The 26,577-nt window shown below is 61.8% G+C and carries 23 protein-coding genes; 1 reads left to right on the top strand and 22 read right to left on the bottom strand.

From position 1 onward, the window contains the following. Window positions 1-4 precede the first annotated feature (4 nt). Complete coding sequence (locus tag ACF8FG_RS16850; RefSeq protein WP_014592131.1) at window positions 5-1,117, bottom strand: S-(hydroxymethyl)glutathione dehydrogenase/class III alcohol dehydrogenase; 1,113 nt, start codon at window positions 1,115-1,117, stop codon at window positions 5-7. A gap of 107 nt (window positions 1,118-1,224) precedes the next feature. On the opposite strand from ACF8FG_RS16850, the gene ACF8FG_RS16845 reads away from it, so the two are divergent. Further along, the gene (locus ACF8FG_RS16845) at window positions 1,225-2,121 is read left to right on the top strand and encodes a LysR substrate-binding domain-containing protein (RefSeq protein ID WP_014592132.1); all 897 of its coding nucleotides are present in this window, start codon (window positions 1,225-1,227) and stop codon (window positions 2,119-2,121) included. A 133-nt stretch (window positions 2,122-2,254) separates the two neighbouring features. Here the strand turns inward: ACF8FG_RS16845 and ispD are convergent, their stop codons facing one another. From ispD to pyrH, 21 genes are all read right to left on the bottom strand, one after another. Further along, window positions 2,255-2,962, bottom strand: a complete 708-nt coding sequence (ispD, locus tag ACF8FG_RS16840; RefSeq protein WP_014592133.1) for a 2-C-methyl-D-erythritol 4-phosphate cytidylyltransferase — start codon at window positions 2,960-2,962, stop codon at window positions 2,255-2,257. Next, on the bottom strand, window positions 2,959-3,240 hold the full coding sequence (gene ftsB / locus ACF8FG_RS16835; protein ID WP_004576849.1) for a cell division protein FtsB: 282 nt from the start codon (window positions 3,238-3,240) through the stop codon (window positions 2,959-2,961). Before ftsB ends, ispD begins: the two co-directional genes overlap by 4 nt. 168 nt (window positions 3,241-3,408) lie before the next feature. Then, on the bottom strand, window positions 3,409-4,698 hold the full coding sequence (gene eno, locus ACF8FG_RS16830) for a phosphopyruvate hydratase (protein WP_003252333.1): 1,290 nt from the start codon (window positions 4,696-4,698) through the stop codon (window positions 3,409-3,411). 154 nt (window positions 4,699-4,852) lie between these two features. Further along, window positions 4,853-5,698 carry a 3-deoxy-8-phosphooctulonate synthase gene (gene kdsA, locus ACF8FG_RS16825; RefSeq protein ID WP_010952685.1) on the bottom strand — a complete coding sequence of 282 codons (846 nt, stop codon included), beginning with the start codon at window positions 5,696-5,698 and terminating at the stop codon, window positions 4,853-4,855. 3 nt (window positions 5,699-5,701) lie between these two features. After that, window positions 5,702-7,330: a CTP synthase gene (locus ACF8FG_RS16820; RefSeq protein ID WP_012270851.1), complete on the bottom strand. Its 1,629-nt coding sequence runs from the start codon at window positions 7,328-7,330 to the stop codon at window positions 5,702-5,704. Window positions 7,331-7,597: 267 nt separating this feature from the next. After that, entirely contained in the window at window positions 7,598-8,881 is a 1,284-nt protein-coding gene (tilS, locus tag ACF8FG_RS16815) for a tRNA lysidine(34) synthetase TilS (protein ID WP_070384291.1), read from the bottom strand. A gap of 171 nt (window positions 8,882-9,052) precedes the next feature. After that, the gene (locus ACF8FG_RS16810) at window positions 9,053-10,000 is read right to left on the bottom strand and encodes an acetyl-CoA carboxylase carboxyltransferase subunit alpha (RefSeq protein ID WP_003252323.1); all 948 of its coding nucleotides are present in this window, start codon (window positions 9,998-10,000) and stop codon (window positions 9,053-9,055) included. Between the two features lie 106 nt (window positions 10,001-10,106). Then, on the bottom strand, window positions 10,107-13,631 hold the full coding sequence (gene dnaE / locus ACF8FG_RS16805; RefSeq protein ID WP_014592135.1) for a DNA polymerase III subunit alpha: 3,525 nt from the start codon (window positions 13,629-13,631) through the stop codon (window positions 10,107-10,109). Window positions 13,632-13,817: 186 nt separating this feature from the next. Continuing rightward, entirely contained in the window at window positions 13,818-14,441 is a 624-nt protein-coding gene (gene rnhB / locus ACF8FG_RS16800) for a ribonuclease HII (RefSeq protein ID WP_003252319.1), read from the bottom strand. A gap of 1 nt (window position 14,442) precedes the next feature. Next, window positions 14,443-15,570, bottom strand: coding sequence for a lipid-A-disaccharide synthase (gene lpxB / locus ACF8FG_RS16795; RefSeq protein WP_318078856.1), 1,128 nt, complete (start codon window positions 15,568-15,570; stop codon window positions 14,443-14,445). 1 nt (window position 15,571) lies between these two features. Further along, window positions 15,572-16,348 carry an acyl-ACP--UDP-N-acetylglucosamine O-acyltransferase gene (gene lpxA, locus ACF8FG_RS16790; protein WP_010952681.1) on the bottom strand — a complete coding sequence of 259 codons (777 nt, stop codon included), beginning with the start codon at window positions 16,346-16,348 and terminating at the stop codon, window positions 15,572-15,574. Next, complete coding sequence (fabZ, locus tag ACF8FG_RS16785; RefSeq protein ID WP_003252314.1) at window positions 16,345-16,785, bottom strand: 3-hydroxyacyl-ACP dehydratase FabZ; 441 nt, start codon at window positions 16,783-16,785, stop codon at window positions 16,345-16,347. The genes lpxA and fabZ overlap by 4 nt, the downstream gene beginning before the upstream one ends. Window positions 16,786-16,899: 114 nt before the next feature. Then, window positions 16,900-17,955, bottom strand: a complete 1,056-nt coding sequence (gene lpxD / locus ACF8FG_RS16780; protein ID WP_014592137.1) for a UDP-3-O-(3-hydroxymyristoyl)glucosamine N-acyltransferase — start codon at window positions 17,953-17,955, stop codon at window positions 16,900-16,902. Between the two features lies 1 nt (window position 17,956). Continuing rightward, window positions 17,957-18,460, bottom strand: coding sequence for an OmpH family outer membrane protein (locus ACF8FG_RS16775; protein ID WP_003252311.1), 504 nt, complete (start codon window positions 18,458-18,460; stop codon window positions 17,957-17,959). Window positions 18,461-18,504: 44 nt separating this feature from the next. Next, window positions 18,505-20,865 (bottom strand): outer membrane protein assembly factor BamA, encoded by a 2,361-nt coding sequence (gene bamA, locus ACF8FG_RS16770; protein ID WP_014592138.1) that lies wholly within the window; start codon window positions 20,863-20,865, stop codon window positions 18,505-18,507. Window positions 20,866-20,938: 73 nt separating this feature from the next. After that, window positions 20,939-22,291, bottom strand: a complete 1,353-nt coding sequence (gene rseP, locus ACF8FG_RS16765; protein ID WP_026031852.1) for an RIP metalloprotease RseP — start codon at window positions 22,289-22,291, stop codon at window positions 20,939-20,941. Window positions 22,292-22,362: 71 nt separating this feature from the next. Next, window positions 22,363-23,553: a 1-deoxy-D-xylulose-5-phosphate reductoisomerase gene (ispC, locus tag ACF8FG_RS16760; RefSeq protein ID WP_119713353.1), complete on the bottom strand. Its 1,191-nt coding sequence runs from the start codon at window positions 23,551-23,553 to the stop codon at window positions 22,363-22,365. Beyond that, complete coding sequence (locus tag ACF8FG_RS16755; protein ID WP_014592141.1) at window positions 23,550-24,365, bottom strand: phosphatidate cytidylyltransferase; 816 nt, start codon at window positions 24,363-24,365, stop codon at window positions 23,550-23,552. Before ACF8FG_RS16755 ends, ispC begins: the two co-directional genes overlap by 4 nt. After that, window positions 24,365-25,120 carry a polyprenyl diphosphate synthase gene (gene uppS / locus ACF8FG_RS16750; protein WP_010952675.1) on the bottom strand — a complete coding sequence of 252 codons (756 nt, stop codon included), beginning with the start codon at window positions 25,118-25,120 and terminating at the stop codon, window positions 24,365-24,367. Before uppS ends, ACF8FG_RS16755 begins: the two co-directional genes overlap by 1 nt. Before the next feature lie 15 nt (window positions 25,121-25,135). After that, window positions 25,136-25,693: a ribosome recycling factor gene (frr, locus tag ACF8FG_RS16745; RefSeq protein WP_003252296.1), complete on the bottom strand. Its 558-nt coding sequence runs from the start codon at window positions 25,691-25,693 to the stop codon at window positions 25,136-25,138. Then, window positions 25,690-26,433, bottom strand: coding sequence for a UMP kinase (gene pyrH, locus ACF8FG_RS16740; protein ID WP_003252294.1), 744 nt, complete (start codon window positions 26,431-26,433; stop codon window positions 25,690-25,692). The genes frr and pyrH overlap by 4 nt, the downstream gene beginning before the upstream one ends. Window positions 26,434-26,577: the final 144 nt, after the last annotated feature.

The following is a 26,577-nucleotide window of genomic DNA, read 5'->3' as shown; positions in this document are numbered from 1 at the left end:
GACCTCAGAAGTGGATCACGCTGCGGATGCTCTTGCCTTCATGCATCAGGTCGAAGGCCTTGTTGATGTCTTCCAGACCCATCGTGTGGGTGATGAAGGTGTCCAGCGGGATCTCGCCTTTCTCGGACATTTCCACGTAGCTCGGCAGCTCGCTGCGGCCACGTACGCCGCCGAACGCCGAACCACGCCAAACCCGACCGGTAACCAGCTGGAACGGACGCGTGGAAATTTCCTGGCCGGCACCGGCCACACCGATGATGACCGACTCACCCCAGCCCTTGTGGCAGCATTCCAGGGCAGCGCGCATCAGTTGAACGTTGCCGATGCACTCGAAGGAGAAGTCCACGCCACCATCGGTGAGGTCGACGATCACTTCCTGGATCGGGCGATCGTAGTCTTTCGGGTTGACGCAATCGGTAGCACCCAATTGGCGGGCGATTTCGAACTTGGCCGGGTTGATGTCGATGGCGATGATACGCGAGGCCTTGGCCTTGACCGCACCGATCACGGCCGACAGGCCAATGCCACCGAGGCCGAAGATGGCCACGGTATCACCCGGCTTGACCTTGGCAGTGTTGAGCACCGCGCCGATACCGGTGGTGACGCCGCAGCCCAGCAGGCAGACCTTTTCCAGTGGTGCTTCTTTCTGGATCTTGGCCACGGAAATTTCCGGCAGCACGGTGTATTCGGAGAACGTCGAGGTGCCCATGTAGTGGAACAGCTGCTGGCCCTTGTACGAGAAGCGCGTGGTGCCGTCCGGCATCAGGCCCTTGCCCTGGGTGGCGCGGATGGCCTGGCACAGGTTGGTCTTGCCCGAGAGGCAGAACTTGCACTTGCCGCATTCCGGGGTGTACAGCGGGATGACGTGGTCACCCACGGCGAGCGAGGTCACCCCCTCGCCTACCGCTTCGACGATGGCACCGCCCTCGTGGCCGAGGATCGACGGGAAGATACCTTCCGGGTCAGCACCGGACAGGGTATAGGCATCGGTGTGGCAGACACCGCTGGCGACCACGCGCAGCAGCACTTCACCGGCCTTTGGCATGGCCACGTCGACTTCGACGATTTCCAGGGGTTTCTTGGCTTCGAAGGCTACGGCAGCACGGGACTTGATCATCAAAGGTCTCCAGACAGTGGATCGATTCAGTCTTGCAGTGTAATTCAGCGCCTTTTGATGAATAATCAGGCCAAAGACAAAACATTATTGCTACACAGGGATAATCGATGAGCAGCCGATGGGAAGGCATCGACGAATTTGTCGCCGTGGCCGAATCGGGCCAGTTCACTGCCGCCGCCGAACGCCTTGGGGTTTCCTCATCGCACATCAGCCGGCAGATCGCCCGGCTGGAGGACCGCCTGCAGACGCGCCTGCTGTATCGCAGCACCCGCCGGGTAACCTTGAGCGAAGCCGGGCAGACCTTCCTGCAGCATTGCCAACGCTTGCAGGATGGCCGCGAGGAAGCGCTGCGCGCCATGGGCGACCTGGCCAGCGAACCGAAGGGCTTGTTGCGCATGACGTGCGCAGTGGCCTACGGCGAGCGCTTCATAGTGCCGCTGGTGACGCGATTCATGGCGCTGTACCCGCAGCTGCGCGTGGATGTGGAACTGAGCAACCACACCCTCGACCTGCTGCATGAAGGCATGGACCTGGCCATCCGCCTGGGCCGCCTGGCCGACTCTCGCTTGGTGGCTACCCGCCTGGCGCCAAGGCGCATGTACCTGTGCGCCTCGCCGGCCTATCTTGAGCGCTATGGCCGGCCACACAGCCTGTCGGAGCTGGCGCGGCACAATTGCCTGGTGGGGAGTTCGGACTTGTGGGCACTACAGCAGGATGGCCGTGAGATCAGCCAGCGGGTACAGGGTAACTGGCGCTGCAACAGTGGCCAGGCAGTGCTGGATGCGGCGCTGCAAGGGATCGGGTTGTGCCAGTTGCCGGATTACTACGTGCTGGAACACCTGAACAGTGGTTCACTGGTGTCGCTGCTGGAGGCGCACCAACCGCCGAATACGGCGGTATGGGCGCTGTATCCGCAGCAGAGGCACCTGTCGCCGAAGGTACGGCGGCTGGTGGATTACCTGAAGGAGGGGTTGGCAGGGTTGCCGGAATATCGTTTCGGCTGACGGGATGTGCTGCAGGTACTGGCCTCTTCGCGGGTGAACCCACTCCTACGACGGCCTGTGTCCAACCACCGGTGTGTGTCTACCACCGTGTAGGAGCGGGTTTACCCGCGAAGAGGCCGGCCCAGGAGAACGCTCAGCGTTTACCCGCCCAGCGCTGGCGCAACCATTCGAGATCTTCGGGCCGGGTCACCTTTATGTTGTCACTGCGCCCTTCCACCAGCCGCGGCGCCTGACCGGACCATTCGATGGCCGAGGCTTCATCGGTCACCACCACATCCGACACCAGGCACTCAGCCAGCGCCCGGTGCAACGCTCCAAGGCGGAACATCTGCGGTGTGTACGCCTGCCAGATCGTGCTGCGATCCACGGTAGCACTCACTCGGCCATGGCTGTCGGCACGCTTGAGGGTGTCGCGCGCCGGCACCGCCAGCAGGCCACCCACCGGGTCGTTCGCCAGCTCCGACAACAGCTTGTCCAGGTCGCTGCGCGCCAGGTTCGGCCGCGCAGCATCGTGCACCAGCACCCAGTCGCTGTCCCCCGCCCCCTGGGCATGCAGCACCAGCAAGGCGTTAAGCACCGAGTCAGCGCGTTCACGCCCGCCCGCCGCGCACTGGATGCGTGGGTCGCTGGCGCAGCGCAGGCCAGGCCAGTACGGGTCGTCTTCGGCAATGCTGACCACCACGCCCTTGAGCGCAGGGTGGCCAAGAAAACAGTCGAGGCTGTGCTCGAGAAGGGTCTGCCCAGCCAGCTCCAGGTATTGCTTGGGGCGGTCGGCAGCCATGCGGGCACCTACACCCGCCGCAGGAATCACGGCCCAGAAGGCCGGCAAGGTATCGATCATTTCTGTGGCAACTGGAAGAGGGTTTCGCCCTCTTTGACCATCCCCAATTCATGGCGGGCCCGTTCTTCAACGGTCTCCATGCCTTTTTTCAGCTCTAGCACTTCAGCATCGAGCACACGATTTCGTTCGAGCAAGCGCTCGTTTTCGGCATGCTGATCGGCAATCTGCTGCTTCAGTTCGGTCACTTGCGCAAGGCTGCCGTTACCCACCCACAGGCGGTACTGCAGGCCACCCAACAGCAAGAGCAGAACGAGGAACAACCAATAGGGACTGCGCATCACGTTATCCAGGTTAAAAAGGCTGCCGCGTACTTTTTACTTCGGGGCCTCGAATAGCACGAAGCCTGGCCGAGGCCAGGCTTCGTCGACAGAAACCCGTTAGTACGTAGGAAAGTTCAGTACGAACGTTCCTACAACTCCGGCTGCTGCCTTTTTACCATCTCTTGCTTAGCCGCGAAACTCGGCACGACCGCGGTAAACCGCTTTGGCGCCCAGTTGCTCTTCGATGCGCAGCAGCTGGTTGTACTTGGAAACGCGGTCGGAACGGCACAGCGAGCCCGTCTTGATCTGGCCAGCAGCAGTACCCACAGCCAGGTCGGCAATGGTCGAGTCTTCGGTTTCACCGGAACGGTGCGAGATCACTGCAGTGTAACCAGCAGCCTTGGCCATCTGGATGGCTTCCAGGGTTTCGGTCAGCGAGCCGATCTGGTTGAACTTGATCAGGATCGAGTTACCGATGCCCTTCTCGATGCCTTCCTTGAGGATCTTGGTGTTGGTCACGAACAGGTCGTCACCGACCAGCTGGACTTTTTCACCGATCTTGTCAGTGAGGATTTTCCAGCCAGCCCAGTCGGACTCGTCCAGGCCGTCTTCGATCGAAATGATCGGGAAACGCTCGGTCAGGCCTTTCAGGTAGTCGGCGAAGCCTTCGGCGTCGAACGACTTGCCTTCGCCGGACAGGTTGTACTTGCCGTCTTCGTAGAATTCGGAAGCCGCGCAGTCCAGGGCCAGGGTCACGTCGGTGCCCAGCTTGTAGCCGGCTTTTTCGACAGCTTCAGCGATGGCGCCCAGGGCGTCTTCGTTGGATGCCAGGTTAGGGGCGAAACCACCTTCATCACCTACGGCGGTGTTCAGGCCACGGGCCTTCAGTACAGCCTTGAGGTGGTGGAAGATTTCGGTACCCATGCGCAGGCCGTCAGAGAAGGTCTTGGCGCCAACTGGCTGAACCATGAACTCCTGGATGTCGACGTTGTTGTCGGCGTGCTCGCCACCGTTGATGATGTTCATCATCGGAACCGGCATCGAGTACTGGCCCGGGGTGCCGTTCAGGTTGGCGATGTGCGCGTACAGCGGCAGGTCCTGGTCCTGTGCAGCAGCTTTGGCGGCAGCCAGGGAAACAGCCAGGATGGCGTTGGCGCCCAGCTTGGCCTTGTTCTCGGTACCGTCCAGTTCGATCATGGCGCGGTCCAGAGCCTTCTGGTCGGAAGGATCCTTGCCCAGCAGCAGGTCACGGATCGGACCGTTGATGTTGGCGACAGCCTTCAGCACGCCCTTGCCCAGGTAACGGCTCTTGTCGCCATCACGCAGCTCCAGCGCTTCGCGCGAGCCGGTAGAAGCACCGGACGGCGCGCAAGCGCTGCCGATGATGCCGTTGTCGAGCAGTACATCGGCTTCCACAGTGGGGTTGCCACGCGAATCGAGAACTTCACGACCTTTGATGTCGACGATTTTTGCCATTGTTGTAAGCACTCCAGAATTTGACGAAAACAACTTAGCTTAGGAAATTCTTGCCGTTCACCGGGCGAACTTGCTTTGGGCAGGCCTGATGAAGGGAGCCCCTGACCGACTGGTCAGGGGTGGATCGGGCGGTACTTTACCCGAGAAATGAGCTTTACGCGGTTTCTACCGTCGGAAAACTTTTCACCAGGTCGTCCAATTGCTTGAGCTGGACCAGGAACGGCTCCAGTTTATCCAGGCGCAGGGCGCATGGGCCGTCGCACTTGGCGTTGTCCGGGTCGGGGTGGGCTTCGAGGAAAAGCCCGGCCAGGCCCTGACTCATGCCGGCCTTGGCCAGGTCAGTGACCTGGGCTCGACGGCCGCCGGCGGAATCGGCGCGGCCACCCGGCATCTGCAGGGCGTGGGTCACGTCGAAGAACACCGGGTACTCGAACTGCTTCATGATGCCGAAGCCCAGCATGTCGACCACCAGGTTGTTGTAGCCGAAGCTCGAACCACGTTCGCAGAGTATCAACTGGTCGTTACCGGCCTCTTCGCACTTGGCCAGGATGTGTTTCATTTCCTGAGGTGCGAGGAACTGAGCCTTCTTGATGTTGATCACCACGCCGGTCTTGGCCATGGCCACCACCAGATCAGTCTGCCGCGACAGGAAAGCCGGCAGCTGGATGATGTCGCATACCTTGGCGACGGGCTCGGCCTGGTAAGGCTCGTGCACGTCGGTGATCACCGGCACGTTGAAGGTGCGCTTGATCTCTTCGAAGATCTTCAGCCCCTCTTCCATGCCAGGGCCACGGTAGGACGTTACCGACGAACGGTTGGCCTTGTCGAAGCTGGCCTTGAACACGTACGGGATACCGAGCTTCTCGGTAACCCGCACGTACTCTTCGCAGACCTTCATCGCCAGGTCACGGGATTCCAGAACGTTCATGCCGCCGAACAGGACGAACGGCTTGTCGTTGGCGATCTCGATGTTACCGACGCGAATGATCTTCTGGGTCATCGATCAGGCCTTGTTCTTCTGGGCCAGGGCTGCCTTGACGAAACCACTGAACAGCGGGTGGCCGTCACGCGGGGTGGAGGTGAACTCCGGGTGGAACTGGCAGGCGACGAACCATGGGTGGTCCTTGGACTCGACCACTTCCACCAGCGCGCCGTCTTCGGAACGGCCGGAAACCACCAGACCAGCGTCCACCAGTTGTGGCAGCAGGTTGTTGTTCACTTCGTAGCGGTGACGGTGACGCTCGGTGATCACGTCCTTGCCGTAGCAGTCGTGCACCTTGGAACCGGCAGCCAGCTGGCAGTCCTGTGCGCCCAGGCGCATGGTGCCGCCCAGGTCGGAAGCCTCGTCGCGGGTCTCGACGGCACCGGTGGCATCGGCCCACTCGGTGATCAGGCCGACCACTGGGTGGCCGCTGTTACGGTCGAACTCGGTGGAGTTGGCGTCTTTCCAGCCCATCACATTACGGGCGAATTCGATGACGGCCACCTGCATGCCCAGGCAGATACCCAGGTACGGCACCTTGTTCTCACGGGCGTATTGCACCGCGGTGATCTTGCCTTCCACACCGCGCAGGCCGAAACCGCCCGGTACCAGGATGGCATCGGCGCCTTCGAGCAGGCTGGTGCCCTGGTTCTCGATGTCTTCCGAATCGATGTAGCGCAGGTTGACCTTGGTCCGGTTGGTGATGCCGGCGTGGCTCATCGCTTCGATCAGCGATTTGTACGCATCCAGCAGCTCCATGTACTTGCCGACCATCGCGATGGTCACTTCGTGCTCCGGGTTGAGCTTGGCATCGACTACCTTGTCCCACTCGGACAGGTCGGCGCCATTGCACTGCAGGCCGAAGCGCTCGACGACGAAGTCGTCCAGGCCCTGCGCGTGCAGTACGCCCGGGATCTTGTAGATGGTGTCGACGTCTTCCAGCGAAATCACCGCACGCTCTTCAACGTTGGTGAACAGCGCGATCTTGCGACGCGACGAAGCATCGACCGGGTGGTCGGAGCGGCAGATCAGCACGTCAGGCTGCAGGCCGATGGAGCGCAGCTCCTTGACCGAGTGCTGGGTCGGCTTGGTCTTGGTTTCGCCAGCGGTGGCGATGTACGGGACCAGGGTCAGGTGCATCAGCATGGCCCGCTTGGAGCCCACTTCGACACGCAGCTGGCGAATCGCCTCGAGGAACGGCTGCGACTCGATATCACCCACGGTACCGCCGATCTCCACCAGGGCCACGTCGGCATCGCCGGCACCCTTGATGATGCGACGCTTGATTTCGTCGGTGATGTGCGGGATGACCTGGATGGTCGCGCCCAGATAATCACCACGACGCTCTTTGCGAAGCACGTGCTCGTAGATACGGCCGGTGGTGAAGTTGTTGTTCTGGGTCATGGTGGTGCGGATGAACCGCTCGTAGTGCCCCAGGTCGAGGTCGGTCTCGGCGCCATCGTGGGTGACGAACACTTCACCGTGCTGGAACGGGCTCATGGTGCCCGGGTCGACGTTGATGTACGGATCCAGCTTGAGCATGGTGACCTTCAGGCCCCGCGCTTCCAGGATGGCCGCCAGGGAAGCCGAGGCAATGCCTTTCCCCAATGAAGAAACAACACCGCCCGTGACGAATATGTAGCGCGTCATGAAAAACCCTAGAAGTCTGCGTTAAGGCGGCCAGCGCCGCCGGAGAAAGCGAAGGAAGGCCGAAGCCCCCGATCACCTGCGTCAATCACAGTGCATCTCGAAAAACTGCCGCGTCTGTACAGCCAGGGTATACCCGGCATGGCGTTCGCTCGTCATTTCCAGAATCAGCTCGGCAAAAAACTGCTTGGTAATCGGCAACTCCTGTGTTTTCGCGGAACCCACAGAAGTTGTATCAAGAAGGGAGGGTAGTCTACCGGAATGTACCCTTCAGCTCAAACCTTGCGCGTTCGTCGGTAACTGCCAGTGCAGTTGGCAATCCGCCTGCACCAGCCCGGGCAGGTTGGCCACCGCCAGCAGGCGTTCGCCGTGATACAGCAACGGCAGGCGCGAGCGCAGGAAATGCGGCACCTGCTGTTCGTTGAGCAGGCGCTTGAGGTCCCGCCGGCCACGGCCGGGAACCGCCAGCATTTCACCACCCTGACGGTAGGCAATGCGCAACCCGCTCGGCACGGCTGCGCCAACAAGACGCACGCAACCATTGCCGGGCAACCGCAACGGCCCATCAGGGTCGGGCCAGGCCAGCGAGCCAGCCGGTTGCTGTAGCCAATCACCGCTCAGCCACCAGATGCGCCCGTGGCTACGCACCAACCGTCCATCGGCAAGCCGCCAGACTGGCCGGGCATCGGCAGCGGCATCGCGCAGGTCTGCCCAGCCGGCCCAGTGCCGGGTATCGGGCAAACGGGTGCGCTGGCTCAGCCAGTACTGCAAGGCATTGCGCTGACGGGCCGGCGATAACGCCAGCAGGGCGGCCAGGTCGAGGGAATCCAGCCCCGGCCAGGCGATGGGCGCCCCCTTGCCCGCAAGCGCCAGATCCTCTTGGGCCAATTCGTCCAGCAAACTCAGCGCCTCGCCCAGATGCTCTGCTGCACGGGCGAAGTTCTGGCTGGCCTGTGGCCAACGTTGCTGCAAGTGCGGCATCACTTCGCCGCGCAGGTAGTTGCGGGCGAATTGTGTGTCGAGGTTTGACGGGTCTTCGATCCAGGTCAGCCCTTGGGCTTGGGCATAATCCTGCAAATGTTGCCGGGAACAGGCCAGCAACGGCCTGACCAGGCGGCCCTGCCCCAGCGTCCGCTGCCCCGGCATTGCCGCCAGGCCACGCAGGCCGGCGCCGCGCAACAGGCGGAACAGCAGGGTCTCGGCCTGGTCGTCGCGGTGCTGGCCGGTGAACAGGATATCGCCCGGGCCGAGCACTTGCCTGAAGGCGGCATAGCGCGCATCTCGGGCCGCCTGTTCCAGGCTGGCGCCTGGGGAGACCTGGACGTGGATGACCTGGAGTTCAACGTCGAAATTGTCGCAGATGGCTTGGCAGTGGGCGGGCCAGGCGTCGGCAGCAGCTTGCAGGCCGTGGTGGATATGGATGGCGCGCAGCGGGGGGGATGCGTGGTTGCGGGCGTATTCGGCCAGCAGGTGCAGGAGGACGGTGGAATCGAGGCCGCCGGAGAAGGCGACGTGCCAGGTGGGGGCGTTGAGCCAAGGAGTGAGGTTGATCATCTAGCCCTCGCTCGATTCCAGAAAGCATTCGCGGGCATGCCCGCTCCCACACGTAAGGCGCAAGCCTCAAGGGCAGCGCAATACCTGTAGGAGCGGGTTTACCCGCGAACACCGGCGAAGCCGGTGCCATCAATCACAAGGGCCGCAAAACGGCCCCGGGGCAAATCAGAATCAGAGGCCGTAGCTCATCAGGCGCTCGTAACGACGGGCCAGCAGCGCATCGTTGTCGAACTTGCCGAGCATGTCCAGCTGCTGCACCAGATCGGCACGGATGCTTTCGGACATCTTGGCCGGATCACGGTGGGCGCCGCCCAGCGGCTCCTGGATGACCTTGTCGACAATGTTCAGGCTCTTCAGACGCTCGGCGGTGATGCCCATGGCCTCGGCCGCATCTGCTGCTTTATCGGCAGTTTTCCACAGAATCGAAGCACAGCCTTCCGGCGAGATCACCGAGTAGGTGGAGTACTGCAGCATGTTCAGTTGGTCGCACACGCCAATGGCCAGTGCACCACCGGAACCACCCTCACCAATCACGGTAGCGATGATCGGGGTTTTCAGGCGTGCCATGACCCGCAGGTTCCAGGCGATGGCTTCACTCTGGTTGCGCTCTTCGGCGTCGATGCCCGGGTAGGCGCCCGGCGTGTCGATGAAGGTCAGGATCGGCATCTTGAAGCGTTCGGCCATTTCCATCAGGCGACAGGCCTTGCGGTAGCCTTCCGGGCGCGGCATGCCGAAGTTGCGACGCACTTTCTCGCGCACTTCACGGCCCTTCTGGTGGCCAATGACCATGACCGGCTTGCCGTCCAGGCGCGCAGTACCACCCACGATGGCGGCGTCGTCAGAGAAGTGACGGTCCCCGTGCAGCTCTTCGAACTCGGTGAAGATGTGCTCCAGGTAGTCCAGGGTGTAAGGACGACGCGGGTGACGGGCCAGGCGGGCGATCTGCCAGCTGGTCAGGTTGCCGAAGATGCTTTCGGTCAGGGTGTTGCTCTTGTCTTGCAGACGGGCAATTTCATCGCTGATGTTCAGCGAGTTGTCGTTGCCCACCAGGCGCAGGCCTTCGATCTTGGCTTGCAGGTCGGCAATCGGCTGTTCGAAGTCGAGGAAATTCGGGTTCATAGTCATCCGTCTTGGGTCTACGGCCAGGCGGCCGGCCGGTTGATCCGTTTGGCGCCATACCTTAAGGGATCAGGCGCATTCAGGTCGAGATTAAATTTTTGTCGGTTCAACGATATTGCAGGAAGACGTTCTCACGCCCGAACTGGTCACGCAGCGCCTGAATCAGCCCATCGGCCGGGTCGATCGCCCACTGCTCGCCAAACTGCAGCATGGCCTTGGCGTCACTGCCGGTGTACTCCAGCGTGATCGGGCAGGCACCGCGATGGCGGGTGATCAGCTCGCCCAGCCACTTCAGCCGGTCGCCCTTCAGTGCGTCGTGCGCCACCTTCAGGCGCAGGCTCTCGGCCAGCTTGGTGCGTGCGTCTTCCATGGTCATGACCTGCTTCACCCGAAGGCGCAAGCCCCCGGAGAAGTCGTCATTGCTGACTTCGCCTTCCACCACCACCATGGCATCGGTCTGCAGCAAGGACTGTGCCGCCATGAAGGCATCGGCAAACAGCGATGCCTCGATTCGCCCGGAACGGTCATCCAGGGTGACGAAGCCCATCTTGTCGCCCTTCTTGTTCTTCATCACCCGCAGGGCAATGATCATGCCCGCGATGGTCTGGGTTTCGCGCGACGGCTTGAGATCGACGATGCGCTGGCGGGCGAAGCGGCGGATCTCGGTCTCGTACTCGTCGATCGGGTGGCCGGTGAGGTACAGGCCAAGGGTGTCTTTCTCCCCCTTCAGACGCTCTTTGAGGGTGAGCTCGCGCACCTTGCGATGGTTGGCATAGACGTCGATATCTGCCGCGTCGAACATGCTGCCGAACAGGTCGACATGACCACTGTCAGCGGTGTGCGCAGCCTGCTCGGCGGCCTTGATGGCCTCGCCCAGCGCCGACAGCAAGGTTGCCCGGTTGATGTCGATGTTGGCGTGGTAGGCCTTGATCTCGTCATGGAAGTGCGGGCCAAGGCGGTCCAGCGCGCCACTGCGCACCAGCGCATCAAGGGTACGCTTGTTGACCCGCTTGAGGTCGATGCGTTCACAGAAATCGAACAGGTCCTTGAACGGACCGCCTTGGGCACGCGCCTCGACAATCGCCTCCACCGGGCCTTCGCCGACACCCTTGATGGCGCCAAGGCCGTAGACGATACGGCCGTCGTTGTTGACGGTGAACTTGAAGTCCGAGAAGTTCACGTCCGGCGCGTCGAGGCGCAGCTTCATGCTGCGCACCTCCTCCACCAGCACCACCACCTTGTCGGTGTTGTGCATATCCGCCGACAGGACCGCGGCCATGAACGGCGCCGGGTAGTGGGTTTTCAGCCAGGCGGTCTGGTACGACACCAGGCCATAGGCGGCGGAGTGGGATTTGTTGAAGCCGTAGCCCGCGAACTTCTCTACCAGGTCGAAGATGTTACCGGCGAGGTCCGCATCGATATTGTTGGCTACGCAACCTTCGATGAAACCACCGCGCTGCTTGGCCATTTCCTCGGGCTTTTTCTTACCCATGGCCCGGCGCAGCATGTCGGCGCCACCCAGGGTGTAACCCGCCATCACCTGGGCGATCTGCATCACCTGTTCCTGGTACAGGATGATGCCGTAGGTCGGCGCCAGCACCGGCTTGAGGCCTTCGTACTGGTAGTCGGAGTGCGGGTAGGCCAGCTCGGCGCGGCCGTGCTTGCGGTTGATGAAGTCGTCCACCATGCCCGATTGCAGCGGGCCCGGGCGGAACAGCGCAACCAGTGCGATCAGGTCTTCCAGGCAGTCGGGTTTGAGCTTCTTGATCAGCTCCTTCATGCCACGCGATTCAAGCTGGAACACCGCCGTGGTTTCGGCCTTCTGCAGCAGCTCGTAAGTCTTGCGGTCGTCCAGCGGGATGAAGTCGATGTTGAGGTCGGGCAGGTTCTTCTTGGCCTGCTCGCGATTGATGATCTCCATCGCCCACTTGATGATGGTCAAGGTACGCAGGCCGAGGAAGTCGAACTTCACCAGGCCGGCGGCCTCGACGTCATCCTTGTCGAACTGGGTTACCAGGCCACCGCCCTCTTCATCACAGGCGATCGGCGAAAAGTCGGTGAGTTTGGTCGGTGCGATAACCACACCACCGGCGTGCTTGCCGGTACCCCGGGTCACACCCTCCAGCTTCAGGGCCATGTCCCAGATTTCACGGGCGTCTTCATCGCCCTTGAGGAAGTCACGCAGGATTTCTTCCTGCTCGTAGGCCTTCTCCAGGGTCATGCCCACTTCGAAGGGGATCATCTTCGACAGGCGGTCGGCCAAGCCATAGGATTTGCCTTGCACCCGCGCCACGTCACGCACCACCGCCTTGGCGGCCATGGTACCGAAGGTGATGATCTGGCTCACCGCATTACGGCCGTAGGCCTCGGCCACGTAGTCGATCACCCGGTCACGGCCGTCCATGCAGAAGTCGACGTCGAAGTCGGGCATGGAAACACGTTCAGGGTTGAGGAAGCGCTCGAACAGCAGGTCGTAGGCCAGCGGGTCGAGATCGGTGATCTTCAGTACATAGGCCACCAGCGAACCAGCACCCGAACCGCGGCCCGGGCCAACCGGTACATCGTTGTTCTTGGCCCACTTGATGAAGTCCATAACAATCAGGAAGTAACCGGGGAAGCCCATCTGGATGATGATGTCCAGCTCGAACTTCAGGCGGTCCAGGTAAACCTGACGCTTTTCTTCGTAATTGGGCGTGGTCTCTTTCGGCCACAGTACGGCCAGGCGCTCTTCCAGGCCTTCGTGGGCCACATGCCTCAGGTAGTCGTCGATGCCCATGCCGTTGGGCGTGGGGAAGTCAGGCAGGAAGTACTTGCCCAGCTGCACCTGGATGTTGCAGCGCTTGGCAATTTCGACGGTGTTGGCAATGGCGTCGGGCAGGTCACTGAAGAGCTCGGCCATTTCCTCGGCCGACTTCAGGTACTGTTGGTCGCTGTAGCAACGCGGACGGCGCGGGTCATCGAGGGTCCAGCCCTCGCCGATACAGACGCGGGTTTCGTGGGCGTCAAAGTCCGCCTGCTTGATGAAACGTACGTCGTTGGTAGCCACCAGCGGGGCGCCAAGCTTGTCGGCCAATGCCACCGCCGCGTGCACGTATTCTTCGTCGCGTGCGCGATTGGTGCGCTGCACTTCAACGTAGAAGCGCTCGGGGAACATGCCCATCCAGTCCTGAAGAAGCGCTTCGGCTTCGTCTTGCCGACCCGCCAGCAGCGCCATGCCAATGTCGCCCTCCTTACCCGCGGACAGGGCAATCAGGCCCTCGCTGGCAGGGGCGATCCATTCACGCTGGAGGATGACCAGGCCATTGCGCTGGCCATCGGTCCAGCCGCGCGAGATCAGTTCGGTGAGGTTGCGATAGCCCTTGGGGTCCATGGCCAGGAAGCAGATGCGCGACAGCGGGGCATCCGGGTCGGCACCGGCCAGCCACAGGTCGGCACCGCAGATCGGTTTGATGCCGGCGCCCATGGCAGTCTTGTAGAACTTCACCAGCGAGCACATGTTGCTCTGATCGGTGATCGCGACCGCCGGCATGTTCATCCCGGTCAGCGCCTTGGCCAGCGGTTTGATCCGCACCAGGCCGTCGACCAGCGAGAATTCGGAGTGGACGCGCAGGTGAACGAAGGGAACCGACATGGAAGATCCTGTAGCAGAGCTTAACGACAAGGGCGGGATTGTAGCCTAACTAGGGGCTTTTTTTGGGGCTGCTTTGCAGCCCTTCGCGGGCACGCCCGCTCCCACAGGTACGGCCCCGCTGCTCAGACCGATGAATCCTGTGTGAGCGGGCGTGCCCGTGAAGGGCCGCAAAGCGGCCCCAATAGGTCAGATCAGGGAATCGGTGACGCCTTCGCGCGCTTCCCAGGCCGCCCGCACCGGGGCGAAGGAGCGCCGATGAATGGGCGTAGGCCCAAGGCGCGCCAACGCCTCCAGATGCACCGGGGTCGGGTAGCCCTTGTGCCCGCCAATGCCATAACCCGGGTAGATCAGTTCGAACGCACTCATTTCCCGATCACGGGTCACCTTGGCCAGGATCGATGCCGCCGCAATGGCCGGCACCTGGCTATCCCCCTTGACCACCGGTGCTGCCGGCACCGCCAGCTTCGGGCAGCGATTGCCATCGATCAGGGCCAGCTTCGGCGTAATGTGCAAGCCCTCCACTGCCCGCTGCATGGCCAGCATGGTGGCCTGCAGGATGTTCAGGCTGTCGATTTCCTCGACTTCGGCACGGGCGATGCAGAAGCTCAAGGCCTTTTCGCAGATCTCGTCGAACAGCGCCTCACGCCTGGCTTCGGTGAGTTTCTTCGAATCGTTCAGACCGAGAATCGGCCGCGCGGGATCAAGAATCACTGCCGCCGTTACCACCGCGCCGCACAGGGGGCCACGGCCCACTTCGTCAACGCCGGCGACCAGGTCTTCTACCAGGTTGAAGTCCAGTCCAATTTGCATGTCAGCGGTCCTTGAGCAGGGCCAGTACCGCCTCGGCCGCCTGATTGGAGGCGTCACGGCGCAGGGTGCGGTGAATTTCGCCGAAACGTTCGGTCTGCTGGCTTCCATCGCGCACCAGCGGCGCCAGGGTGTTGGCCAGCGCTTCGCTGGTAGCGTCGTCCTGCAGCAACTCGGGCACCAGCTCTCGCTGGGCCAGCAGGTTCGGCAATGACACGTAAGGGCTTTTCACCAGGCGCTTGAGAATCCAGAAGGTCAAGGGCGCCAGGCGGTACGCCACCACCATCGGCCGCTTGTACAGCAGCGCCTCAAGGGTGGCGGTACCCGAGGCGATCAGCACCGCGTCACAGGCCGCCAGGGCTTGGTGCGACTGGCCATCGAGCAGGGTCAGCGGCAGTTGGCGCCCTTCAAGCATCTGTTCGATCTGGGCGCGCCGCGTGGCGTTGGCGCAGGGCAACACGAAGCGCACACCGGGCACTTGTTGGCAGAGGCGCTCGGCGGCGTCGAGGAACAGCGCGCCCAGGCGCCCTACTTCGCCACCCCGGCTGCCCGGCATCAACGCCACCACCGGCCCCTCGCCCAGGCCCAGCGCGACGCGCGCGGCCGGGCGGTCGGCTTCAAGCGGGATGGTGTCTGCCAGCGGGTGGCCGACAAAACGCACTGGCACACCCTGCTCTTCGTAGAACCGTGCCTCGAACGGCAACAGCGTCAGCATCAGGTCGCAGCCTTCGCGGATCTTCAGCACGCGCTTCTGCCGCCAGGCCCACACTGACGGGCTGACATAGTGCACGGTCTTGATCCCGGCCTGGCGCAGCTTCAGCTCGATGTTGAGGGTGAAGTCAGGGGCGTCGATGCCGATGAATACGTCGGGCTTTTCTTCGATCAGGGTCTGGATCAGCAGCTTGCGGCGCTTGAGCAGCTCGCGCAGACGCCCCAGTACCTCGACCAGCCCCATGACGGCCAGGCGTTCCATGGGGAAATAGGATTGCAGGCCCTCGGCCTCCATCAAGGGGCCGCCAACCCCGATGAAATGCACGTCGGGGTGGCGTGCCTTGAGGGCACGCATCAAGCCTGAACCAAGAATATCGCCACTGGCCTCACCCGCGACCAGCGCTACGCAAAGCTGAGCCATATCAGCGCGTGATGCCGCGAGCGGAGCTCAGGATCGACTGACGGAACAGCTCGACCTCAGGGTGTTGCGTGGCCGGTTCGGCCAGCTCCTTGAGCGCGTCTTCGACGGTCAGGCCCTGACGGTAGACAATCTTGTAGCAACGACGCAGCACATGGATCACCTCGTCGCTGAAACCGCGGCGGCGCATACCCTCGAAGTTCATGCTGCGGGCTTCGGCCGGGCTGCCGAACACGGTAACGAAGGCCGGTACGTCCTTGCCAATGGCCGTGCCCATGCCGGAAAACGCGTGGGCGCCAATATGGCAGTACTGGTGCACCAGGGTGTAACCGGACAGGATCGCCCAGTCACCCACATGTACATGACCTGCCAACGCCGTATTGTTGACCAGGATGCAGTGGTTGCCGATGACGCTGTCGTGGCCAATGTGGGCATAGGCCATGATCAGGTTATGGTCGCCCACGGTGGTTTCCGCACGGTCCTGAACAGTACCGCGGTGGATGGTCACCCCTTCGCGAATCACATTGTGATCACCGATCACCAGGCGCGTCGGCTCACCCTTGTACTTAAGGTCCGGGGTGTCTTCACCGATCGAGGAAAACTGAAAGATACGGTTGTGCTTGCCGATGCGGGTCGGGCCTTTGAGCACAACATGCGGGCCGATAACGGTGCCCTCCCCGATTTCTACATCAGGGCCAACGATCGACCAAGGGCCGACCTCGACGCCGTCGGCCAGCTTGGCCGACGGATCGATAATGGCCCGAGGATCAATCGAATTCATAGGGAGCGTTCCGCACAGGTGATTTCTGCCGAGCAGACCGGCTTGCCATCGACAAGGGCGCGGCACTCGAACTTCCAGATCATGCTTTTACGGCTGAGGAACTTGGCTTCCAGCACAAGCTGGTCACCCGGCAGAACCGGCTGACGGAAACGCAGTTTGTCGGAACCGACAAAGTAGTACAGGGTGCCATCGGCCGGCTTGGCATCGAGCATCTTGAAACCAAGGATGCCGGCCGCCTGGGCCATGGCTTCGATGATCAGGACACCCGGCATGATCGGGTGTGCCGGGAAGTGGCCATTGAAAAACGGCTCATTGATGCTGACATTCTTGTAGGCACGAATGCTCTGGGCCTCGAAGTCCAGATCCGTCACACGGTCTACCAGCAGGAACGGGTAGCGGTGAGGCAGGTATTCGCGAATCTCGTTGATGTCCATCATTTCGGTGGGGAAGCCTGTAATAAGAATAGGGAGCGCAGGTGCTGACCACACGCTCCTTTTGCAATCCAAAGAGGAGCCAGCTAGCGACTGTTCACTCTTGCTCAGGGAATGGTATCAGCCTTCTGATGTCGGCAGGCCACCTGAGGTCACGGTATCGACGCGTTTTTCCAGCTGCTGGAGACGCTTGGCCATGTCGTCCAGGTGGCGGATACGCGCGGCGCTCTTGCGCCAGTCAGCCAGCGGCTGCATGGCAGTGCCGGAAGAATAGGAACCCGGTTCAGTGATCGAACGGGTAACCATGGTCATTCCGGAAACGAAAACGTTATCGCAAATATCGATGTGCCCAACCAGCCCCACACCACCGGCCAGCATGCAGTGCTTGCCGATGCGCGTGCTGCCGGAGATTCCGACGCAAGCGGCCATGGCAGTGTGATCACCGATCTGCACGTTGTGAGCGATCTGGATCTGGTTATCCAGCTTGACCCCGTCGCCGATCCGGGTGTCGGACAGCGCGCCACGGTCAACAGCAGTATTGACGCCGATCTCCACGTCATCACCAATGGTGACGCCGCCGATCTGTGCAATCTTGCGCCAGATGCCCTTCTCGTTGGCAAAGCCGAAGCCCTCGCCGCCGATCACGGCACCCGACTGGATGACCACACGCTTACCGATGGTCACGTCGTGATACAGCGTGACCCGCGGTGCCAGCCAACCACCTTCACCGACCACACAGCGGGCACCGATGAAGCAGTGTGCGCCGATGCTGACGTTGGCGCCGATGCGCGCACCACTTTCGATGACCGCGAACGGCCCGATGCTGGCGCTGGCGTCCACCTGGGCATCTTCCGCCACCACGGCGCTGGGATGTATTCCCGCCTCAGCCTTGGGTTTGGGATCGAACAGGTGGGAAATCCGCGCGTAAGCCAGGTACGGGTCCGCCACGATCAGGGTATTGCCGGCAAAGCTTTCGGCATCCGCAGCCTTGAGCAGCACCGCGCCGGCCTGGCTGTTATCCAGGTACTTGCGGTACTGCGGGTTGGCGAGGAAGCTCAACTGCGTCGGGCCAGCCTCTTGCAAGGTGGCCAGCCCGGTAATCTGCAGCGCCTCGGGCCCCTTTAGGGTAGCTCCGAGTACCTCGGCCAGCTGGCCTAGCGTCATGGTCACACTCATATCAACGGGCTTGGTTCATGCGCTCGATGACTTGGCGGGTGATGTCGTACTGAGGTTTGACATCGATGACCGCACCACGCTCGAGGACCAGGTCGTAGCCGCCCTTCTTGATCACTTCCTCGACAGCACCATCCAGCTTCGGCTTCAGTTGCTTGAGCATGTCGCGATCAGCAACGGCCTTGGCTTCGTTCAGTTCCTTGGACTGGAACTGGAAATCGCGGGCCTTTTGCTTGAACTCGAGCTCCAGGCGCTCACGCTCCTGCTGCTGCATCTTGTCGCCGCCCTTGATCAGACGGTCCTGGATGCCCTTGGCACTGCTTTCCAGGCTTTTCAGCTTGGTCAGTTGCGGACCGAATTTCTTCTCGGCATCAACCGCATACTTCTTGGCAGCATCCGACTCGAGCAGGGCCATCTGGTAGTTCAGGACGGCAACCTTCATTTCGGCGAAAGCCGGGGTGGCGACCAGCGCCGCGGCCACTACGGCCAATTGAGCCAATTTACGCACGATGCACTCCTGGATAAACCGTTGTCATTAAGCAAGGGCCGACCTTAGAAGGTCTGGCCCAGAGAGAATTGGAACACCTGGGTATCGGCATCGTCCGGCTTCTTGACCGGCATTGCCAGGCTGAAGCTCAGCGGGCCCAGTGCGGTAATCCAGGTCACGCCCAGGCCGACCGAACTGGCCATGCCCGAGAATCCGACCTTCTCGCAATCAGGTTTGTTGCCGCAATTGGTGTCGAACACGTTACCCACGTCCCAGAACACGGAAGTGCGCAGTGAACGCTGGTCCTTGACGAACGGCAGCGGGAACAGCAGCTCGGCACCGCCTTGTACCAGCACGTTACCACCAAACGGCAACGGATCCTGATCCGGGTCGGCGATGGTGCCTGGCTTGCCACCTGCGGCCTCGCCGATGCTCGGGGTACTGCGCGGGCCCAGGCTGCTGTCCTTGAAGCCACGGACGGAGTTGAAACCACCTGCGAAATAGTTCTCGTAGAACGGCAGACCGGAGGTGCTACCGTAACCATCACCATAGCCCAGCTCGGTATGCAGGCGCAGGGTGTAGTCGCTGGTGATCGGCTTGAACAGCTGGCCACGGTAGTCAAGCTTGAAGAACGACAGGTCGCTGCCCGGAACGGTGGACTCCAGGGTCAGGCTTTGCGAGTGACCACGGGTGGCCAGTACGCCTTTGTTCAGGGTCGACTCGGACCAGCCGATCGAGGCCTTGAAGTTCAGGAAGTTGTCACCTTCCTGCTCGAGGAAGTCGAAGATCTCGTCAACGGTGTACTTGCCGGTCTTGATCTTGTCCTGCTGCACGCTCAGGCCGTAGGTCAGGCGCGAGGTTTCGCTGATCGGGTAGCCCAGGCTGACGCCGGCACCGTAGCTGTCCACCGCATAGCTGGCAACGTCGACGTCGAGGTCGTCGTAATCGGTGCTGCGGTAGAAGGCATTGTAGCCCAGGCTGACGCCATCGGCGGTGAAGTAGGGATCAACGAAGCCGAAGTTGTAACGGGTCTGGTATTCCGAACGGGTCAGGCCGATGGATACCTTGTTACCGGTACCGAGGAAGTTGCTCTGGCTGATCGAACCACCCAGGATCAGGCCGGCGCTCTGGGCGAAACCGACGCTGGCGGTGATCGAACCCGAGGCCTGCTCTTCGACGCTGTAGTTGACGTCGACCTGGTCGTCGGTGCCTGGCACCTGCGGGGTCTCGACGTTGACTTCCTTGAAGAAGCCCAGGCGCTCAAGACGGGTCTTGGACTGGTCGATCAGGTAGGTCGACGCCCAGCCGCCTTCCATCTGGCGCATTTCGCGACGCAGCACTTCGTCCTCGGTCTTGGTGTTGCCGCGGTAGTTGATGCGGTTGACGTAGGCACGCTTGCCCGGGTCGACCACGAACATGATATCGACCGTGTGATCCTGATCGTTTGGTTGCGGCACGCCGTTGACGTTGGCGAAAGTGTAGCCTTCGTTACCCAGACGGCGGGTGATCAGCTCGGACGTGCTGGTCATCACCTTGCGCGAGAACACCTGGCCCGGCTGCACCAGCAGCAGCGACTTGACCTGGTCTTCCGGCACCTTGAGGTCACCGGACAGCTTCACGTCGCGAACGGTGTATTTCTCGCCTTCGTTGATGTTGACGGTGATGTAGACGTGCTTCTTGTCCGGCGTGATGGACACCTGGGTGGAGGCGATGTCCATGTTGATATAGCCGCGGTCCAGGTAGTAGGAACGCAGGCGCTCCAGGTCACCGGAGAGTTTTTCACGGGCGTACTTGTCGTCGTTCTTGAAGAACGACAACCAGTTAGTGGTCTTCAGTTCGAACAGCTGCCCCAGGGTCTCGTCATCGAATACGTTGTTGCCAACGATGTTGATGTGCTGGATGGCGGCGACGGTGCCTTCGTTGATCTTGATCTTCAGCGCCACACGGTTGCGCGGCTGTGGCACTACTTCGGCGTCAACCTCGGCCGAGTAGCGCCCCTGGGCCACGTACTGGCGCTGCAGCTCGTTACGCACACCTTCGAGGGTGGCACGCTGGAAGATCTCGCCTTCGGCCAGGCCCGATTGTTTCAGGCCCTTCATCAGGTCTTCGGTGCTGATCGCCTTGTTGCCTTCAATCTCGATGCTCGACACCGACGGGCGCTCGACCACGTTGATGATCAGCACATTGCCATCGCGGCTCAACTGGATGTCCTGGAAGAACCCGGTCTTGAACAAGGAACGAGTCGAGTCCACCAGGCGGCGGTCGTCGGCCTGGTCGCCAACGTTCAGCGGCAAGGCACCGAACACACTGCCAGCGGAAACCCGCTGCAGGCCGTTGACGCGAATATCGGAGATGGTGAAGGACTCGGCGTGAACTTCAGCGATCATCAGTGCGGACATGACCGCAGTTAGCAGCAGACGTTTCATGAAGTCCTTTTATTCCAACTGGCAATAAACAACCTGCCGTCACAGAACGGCAGGTTCGCAATTGAGCGAAGCTTTATAGTCGACCCAGATCGTTGATCAGGGCGAGCAACATCACCCCTATGACCAAACTGATACCGATCTGAACCCCCCAACCTTGCACCCGATCCGACAGCGGACGACCGCGCGCCCACTCGACCAGGTAAAACAGCAAATGCCCCCCGTCCAGTACTGGAATGGGCAGCAGGTTAAGAACCCCCAGGCTTATGCTCAGGTAGGCCAGGAAATTCAGGAAATCCCCCACGCCGGACTGGGCTGAAGCGCCCGCCACTTTAGCAATGGTTATCGGTCCACTCAAGTTTTTTACCGAGAGCTCCCCGAACAGCATTTTCTTCAGCGATTCAAGGGTCAGGACGCTCATGTTCCAGGTACGCGACAAGCTCTCACCCACCGCATCCAGCGGGCCGTAGCTGATTTCGCGGAGCATGTTGGCAGGCCATTCGCCACCTTTGACGCCCGCGCCAAGATAGCCACCGACTGCCTTGCCCTCTCCCTTGCGGGCCAAGGTCACCGGCAGCTCCAGGGCAGCGCCATCGCGCTCCACTCGCACCACGACCTTGGCATCCGGGCGGGCGCGTACGCGGTCGACAACCTGCTGCCATTCGGTCACTGCCACATCATCCAGAGCCAGCAGCTTGTCACCGGTTTTCAGGCCCGCAGCGGCAGCCGGCCCCTTCGGATCGATCTCGGCCAGCACAGGTGTGATCGCCGGTCGCCAAGGACGCAGCCCCAGGGATTGAATCGGGTCCGGCTCGTCGGCGCCCTTGAGCCAATTGTCCAGCTTGACCTGCAACTGACGCTCGGCGCTGGCGCCCTCATCGCGCACGCCAATCTGCAAGGTACCGCTCTCGCCCAGACGACGAACCAGCTGCAAATTGACCGCCGACCAACCGTTGGTCGGCTTGCCATCAACAGAAACGATTTCCTGACCTGCGGTCAGCCCCGCAGATGCTGCCAGGCTGCCACTGTCGACCGCGCCGATAACCGGGCGGATTTGCTGGGTACCCAGCATCGCCAGCACCCAGAAAAACAGGATAGCCAGCAGAAAATTGGCGATCGGGCCTGCCGCGACAATCGCAATACGCTGGCGCACCGACTTGCGGTTGAACGACTGCCCGGCCAGCGCCGGCGGCACATCGCCTTCGCGCTCGTCGAGCATCTTGACGTAGCCACCCAGAGGAATGGCCGCAACAACGAACTCGGTGCCGTGGCGATCATGCCACCGCAGCAGCGGCGTGCCGAAACCCACTGAGAAACGCAGCACCTTGACGCCGCAGCGGCGCGCCACCCAGAAGTGACCGAATTCGTGGAAAGTGACCAACACACCCAACGCCACGAGGGTGCCGATAATCATGTAGAGCGCTGTCATGTCCATCTCCGAATGATGTTCAGCGGGCCGGCATCCTGCCCAGCCCCCTCACGAACCTTGGCGGGGCTGCATCAGCGGCCGTGACGCCTCAGCCACTCACGGGAAAGCTCCCGGGCACGCTGATCGGCGGCAAACACCGCATCCAGCGACGGCAGCGGTACGACCGGTTCCTGGTCGAGTACCTGTTCGATCATACCCGCGATCTCCGGAAAGCGGATGCGCCGTTCAAGAAATGCCTGGACCGCGACTTCGTTGGCCGCATTGAGCACGGCAGGCGCGCTATTGCCAGCCTCGGCAGCCTGCCGCGCAAGGCGCAGGCAAGGGAAGCGTTGTTCGTCGGGCGCCTGGAAATCCAGACGGGCGATGGCGAACAGATCCAGAGGGGCAACCCCGGAATCGATCCGTTCCGGCCAAGCCAACGCGTTGGCGATCGGCGTACGCATGTCCGGGTTGCCCAACTGCGCGAGTACCGAACCGTCCACGTAGTCGACCAGCGAGTGGATTACGCTCTGTGGGTGCACCACCACCTCAACCTTGGACGGCACGGCATCGAACAACCAGCAGGCTTCGATCAACTCGAGGCCTTTGTTCATCATGCTGGCCGAATCCACGGAGATCTTGCGCCCCATGGACCAGTTGGGGTGCGCACAGGCTTGCTCCGGGGTCACGTCCATCAGCGCCTCGACCGGCGTTTCGCGGAACGGCCCGCCGGACGCGGTAAGCAGGATCCGGCGCACACCGACGGCACTCAGGCCACGGGCATAGTCGCCTGGCATGCACTGGAAGATAGCGTTGTGTTCACTGTCGATCGGCAGCAGCACCGCACCCTTTTGCCGCACCGCCTCCATGAACAGCGCGCCCGACATCACAAGTGCTTCCTTGTTGGCCAGCAACACCTTCTTGCCTGCCTCGACTGCCGCCAGCGTGGGGCGCAGGCCGGCAGCACCGACAATGGCTGCCATCACTGCATCCACTTCAGCGGCCGACGCCACTTGGCAAAGCCCGGCCTCACCTTCCAGCACCTCGGTGGTGCAACCGGCCGCAGCCAGACTCGCACGCAACCTCACCGCCGCCTCAGTGCTCGGCACCACAGCAAATGCCGGACGATGACGCACGCATAGCGCCAACAGCTCGTCGATGCGCGAATAGCCTGTGAGGGCGAACGCTTGATAACGGTCAGGATGACGCGCAATCACATCCAGCGTGCTAAGGCCAATGGAACCGGTGGCCCCGAGTACGGTAATACGCTGCGGGCGACTCACATCACACCCCATTCGGCAGCCCACAACAGCACGGCGAATATCGGGATTGCCGCAGTCAGGCTGTCAATGCGATCGAGCACCCCCCCATGCCCGGGCAGCAGATTGCTGCTGTCCTTGATACCGGAGCGACGCTTGAACATGCTCTCGGTCAGGTCACCGACCACCGAGGACATCACCAGCAACGCAGCGCCCAACAGGCCCAGCAGGATCTGACCAAAGCCCCAGTCGCGGCTGATGCCGACACCCAGGGTAATCAACAGGCTGACCGCCAGGCCACCGTACACGCCTTCCCAGCTCTTGCCCGGACTGACCTGTGGAGCCAGCTTGCGCTTGCCGAATGCCCGGCCAGAGAAGTACGCACCGATGTCGGCGGCCCACACCAGCACCATGACGGACAGGATCAGCCAGTTTCCCAAGGGCCAGTGCTTGAGCAGCACCAACCCTTGCCAGGCCGGAAGCAACACCAGCAGGCCGATCAACAACCGACAGGCAGCACTGGCCCACAGGTCGCCGCTGCGCGGGTAGGTAAGCACCAGCCAAGTGGCCAGCCCCCACCAGATCACGGCAGCGCCCAGCACCCAGGGTGCCAGCTCCGGAAGGATGTACAGCAGCATCAGCGCCCCCGCGACCACCGCTGCATAGGCAATGCGCAGGGGCTGGGCCATCAGCCCGGCAAGGCGCGCCCACTCCCAGGCACCGAGGGTCACTACGAAGCCGATGAACAGGGCGAAATCCCCGCCATTGAGCAGGAAGAAACCACCCAGCGCGACCGGCAGCAGGATCAGCGCAGTAATGATGCGTTGTTTAAGCATTAAGCACGAGCTCCAGCCTCGACCTGCTCGCTGGTCTTACCGAAGCGGCGCTGGCGCGAAGCGAAATCGGCCAGGGCATTGCGCATGGCCTCGTGTTTGAAGTCCGGCCAGTAGAGGTCGGAGAAGTACAACTCGGCATAGGCCAGCTGCCACAACAGGAAATTGCTGATGCGGTGCTCGCCACCGGTGCGAATGCACAGGTCCGGTAATGGCAGGTCGCCGGTTGCCAGGCAGGTCTGCAGCAGCCCCGGGGTGATGTCTTCCGGGCGCAGGTGCCCGGCTTGCACTTCCCGCGCCAGCCGCTGGGCAGCCTGGGCGATGTCCCACTGACCACCGTAGTTGGCTGCTATCTGCAGAATGAAACGGTTATTGCCAGCGGTCACTGCCTCGGCCTCGCGCATGGCGGCCTGCAGCTCAGGATGGAAACGCGAACGGTCGCCGATGATGCGCAGGCTGATATTGTTCTCGTCAAGGCGCTTGGCCTCACGGCGCAGCGCCGAGAAGAACAACTCCATCAGCGCACCGACCTCTTCGGCAGGGCGCTGCCAGTTCTCGCTGGAGAAGGCAAACAGGGTCAGTACCTCGACCCCGGACTTGGCACAGACTTCGATGACCGCGCGAACGGCATCCACACCCGCCTTGTGCCCGGCCACGCCGGGCAGCAGGCGTTTTTTCGCCCAGCGGTTGTTGCCATCCATGATGATCGCGACATGACGCGGCACCGAGGACGGCGCCGCTGGCTTGGTCTTTTCCATTAAAAAACCCCGGCCTTAGACGGCCATCAGGTCCTTTTCCTTGGCTTTGAAGGCAGCATCCACTTCGGCGACGAACTTGTCGGTCAGCTTCTGGATCTCGTCCGCGGCGCGACGCTCTTCGTCTTCGCTGATTTCCTTGTCCTTGGTCAGCTTTTTCAGGTCAGCCAGGGCGTCGCGGCGCACGTTGCGCACGGCCACCTTGGCATCCTCGGCAACACCGCTGGCCTGCTTGGTGTAGCCCTTGCGGGTTTCCTCGGTCAGGGCCGGCATCGGCACACGGATGGTGGTACCGGCGCTGGACGGGTTAAGGCCCAGATCGGAGGTGAGGATGGCCTTTTCGATGGCAGCGCTGAGGTTCTTGTCGTGAGCGACAATCTTCAGGGTGCGGGCATCTTCGACGGTGATCGCGGCGACCTGGTTCAGCGGCATTTCGCTACCCCAGGCGGTAACCTTGACGCTGTCCAGGATGCTTGGGTGAGCGCGACCGGTGCGGATTGCAGCCAGGTTGCGGGACAGGGCTTCGATGGACTTGCCCATGCGCTCCTGCGCGTCTTTCTTGATGTCGTTGATCATGCTTGGCCTTCCTCGATCAGTGTGCCTTCAGCGCCACCCACCACGATGTTCAGCAGGGCGCCAGGCTTGTTCATGTTGAATACCCGCAATGGCATCTTGTGGTCACGGCACAGGCAGATTGCGGTCAGGTCCATCACACCCAGCTTGCGATCCAGAACCTCATCGTAGGTCAGGTGATCGAATTTCTCGGCATGCGGGTCCTTGAATGGATCGGCAGTGTACACACCATCGACCTTGGTCGCCTTCAGCACCACGTCAGCATCGATTTCGATGGCGCGCAGGCAGGCCGCGGAGTCGGTGGTGAAGAACGGGTTGCCGGTACCGGCGGAGAAAATTACCACATCCCCGGAGTTGAGGTGACGAATAGCTTTACGGCGATCGTAATGATCGGTGACACCCACCATGGAAATGGCCGACATGACCAGGGCCGGGATGTTCGAGCGCTCCAGCGCATCGCGCATGGCCAGGCCGTTCATCACGGTAGCCAGCATCCCCATGTGGTCACCCGTGACGCGGTCCATGCCGGCAGCGCTGAGCGCGGCGCCGCGGAACAGGTTGCCACCACCAATCACCAGGCCGACCTGGACGCCGATCCCTACCAACTGGCCAACTTCAAGCGCCATGCGATCCAGCACTTTCGGGTCGATCCCGAAGTCTTCCGAGCCCATCAGGGCCTCGCCGCTAAGTTTGAGCAAAATGCGTTTATAGCGAGGTTGGCGACCACTCACCTGCTGAGCCATTGCGAGTCTCTCCTGCGGCGTACTTTTAGAAAATTCGTGCGGGCTGCTTGCAGCCTGCTAACTGTAGCGTGGCACCGCTTCGGTGCCAGCGAAGAGGGAGTCGTATAAACCCCTCCCCGTTTTGACAAAGAGGCTGCGCGCGTG

The organism is Pseudomonas sp. YQ_6 (assembly GCF_043103245.1).
In the GTDB taxonomy this organism is placed as follows: Bacteria; Pseudomonadota; Gammaproteobacteria; order Pseudomonadales; family Pseudomonadaceae; genus Aquipseudomonas; species Aquipseudomonas alloputida.
This window is presented reverse-complemented; position numbering and strand designations above follow the sequence as displayed.

What these genes read in the sequence shown, in the direction of transcription:
- dnaE (WP_014592135.1), bottom strand. Translation starts at nt 13,631, where the DNA reads ATGTCGGTTCCCTTCGTTCACCTGCGCGTCCACTCCGAATTCTCGCTG.
- ACF8FG_RS16820 (WP_012270851.1), bottom strand. Translation starts at nt 7,330, where the DNA reads ATGACGCGCTACATATTCGTCACGGGCGGTGTTGTTTCTTCATTGGGG.
- lpxD (WP_014592137.1), bottom strand. Translation starts at nt 17,955, where the DNA reads ATGAGTGTGACCATGACGCTAGGCCAGCTGGCCGAGGTACTCGGAGCT.
- lpxA (WP_010952681.1), bottom strand. Translation starts at nt 16,348, where the DNA reads ATGAATTCGATTGATCCTCGGGCCATTATCGATCCGTCGGCCAAGCTG.
- ispD (WP_014592133.1), bottom strand. Translation starts at nt 2,962, where the DNA reads ATGATCGATACCTTGCCGGCCTTCTGGGCCGTGATTCCTGCGGCGGGT.
- fabZ (WP_003252314.1), bottom strand. Translation starts at nt 16,785, where the DNA reads ATGATGGACATCAACGAGATTCGCGAATACCTGCCTCACCGCTACCCG.
- ACF8FG_RS16755 (WP_014592141.1), bottom strand. Translation starts at nt 24,365, where the DNA reads ATGCTTAAACAACGCATCATTACTGCGCTGATCCTGCTGCCGGTCGCG.
- pyrH (WP_003252294.1), bottom strand. Translation starts at nt 26,433, where the DNA reads ATGGCTCAGCAGGTGAGTGGTCGCCAACCTCGCTATAAACGCATTTTG.
- lpxB (WP_318078856.1), bottom strand. Translation starts at nt 15,570, where the DNA reads ATGGCTCAGCTTTGCGTAGCGCTGGTCGCGGGTGAGGCCAGTGGCGAT.
- uppS (WP_010952675.1), bottom strand. Translation starts at nt 25,120, where the DNA reads ATGGAAAAGACCAAGCCAGCGGCGCCGTCCTCGGTGCCGCGTCATGTC.
- rseP (WP_026031852.1), bottom strand. Translation starts at nt 22,291, where the DNA reads ATGACAGCGCTCTACATGATTATCGGCACCCTCGTGGCGTTGGGTGTG.
- rnhB (WP_003252319.1), bottom strand. Translation starts at nt 14,441, where the DNA reads ATGCAAATTGGACTGGACTTCAACCTGGTAGAAGACCTGGTCGCCGGC.
- bamA (WP_014592138.1), bottom strand. Translation starts at nt 20,865, where the DNA reads ATGAAACGTCTGCTGCTAACTGCGGTCATGTCCGCACTGATGATCGCT.
- kdsA (WP_010952685.1), bottom strand. Translation starts at nt 5,698, where the DNA reads ATGACCCAGAAGATCATTCGCGTCGGTAACATCGAGATCGCCAACGAC.
- ACF8FG_RS16845 (WP_014592132.1), top strand. Translation starts at nt 1,225, where the DNA reads ATGAGCAGCCGATGGGAAGGCATCGACGAATTTGTCGCCGTGGCCGAA.
- ftsB (WP_004576849.1), bottom strand. Translation starts at nt 3,240, where the DNA reads ATGCGCAGTCCCTATTGGTTGTTCCTCGTTCTGCTCTTGCTGTTGGGT.
- ACF8FG_RS16850 (WP_014592131.1), bottom strand. Translation starts at nt 1,117, where the DNA reads ATGATCAAGTCCCGTGCTGCCGTAGCCTTCGAAGCCAAGAAACCCCTG.
- ACF8FG_RS16810 (WP_003252323.1), bottom strand. Translation starts at nt 10,000, where the DNA reads ATGAACCCGAATTTCCTCGACTTCGAACAGCCGATTGCCGACCTGCAA.
- tilS (WP_070384291.1), bottom strand. Translation starts at nt 8,881, where the DNA reads ATGATCAACCTCACTCCTTGGCTCAACGCCCCCACCTGGCACGTCGCC.
- frr (WP_003252296.1), bottom strand. Translation starts at nt 25,693, where the DNA reads ATGATCAACGACATCAAGAAAGACGCGCAGGAGCGCATGGGCAAGTCC.
- eno (WP_003252333.1), bottom strand. Translation starts at nt 4,698, where the DNA reads ATGGCAAAAATCGTCGACATCAAAGGTCGTGAAGTTCTCGATTCGCGT.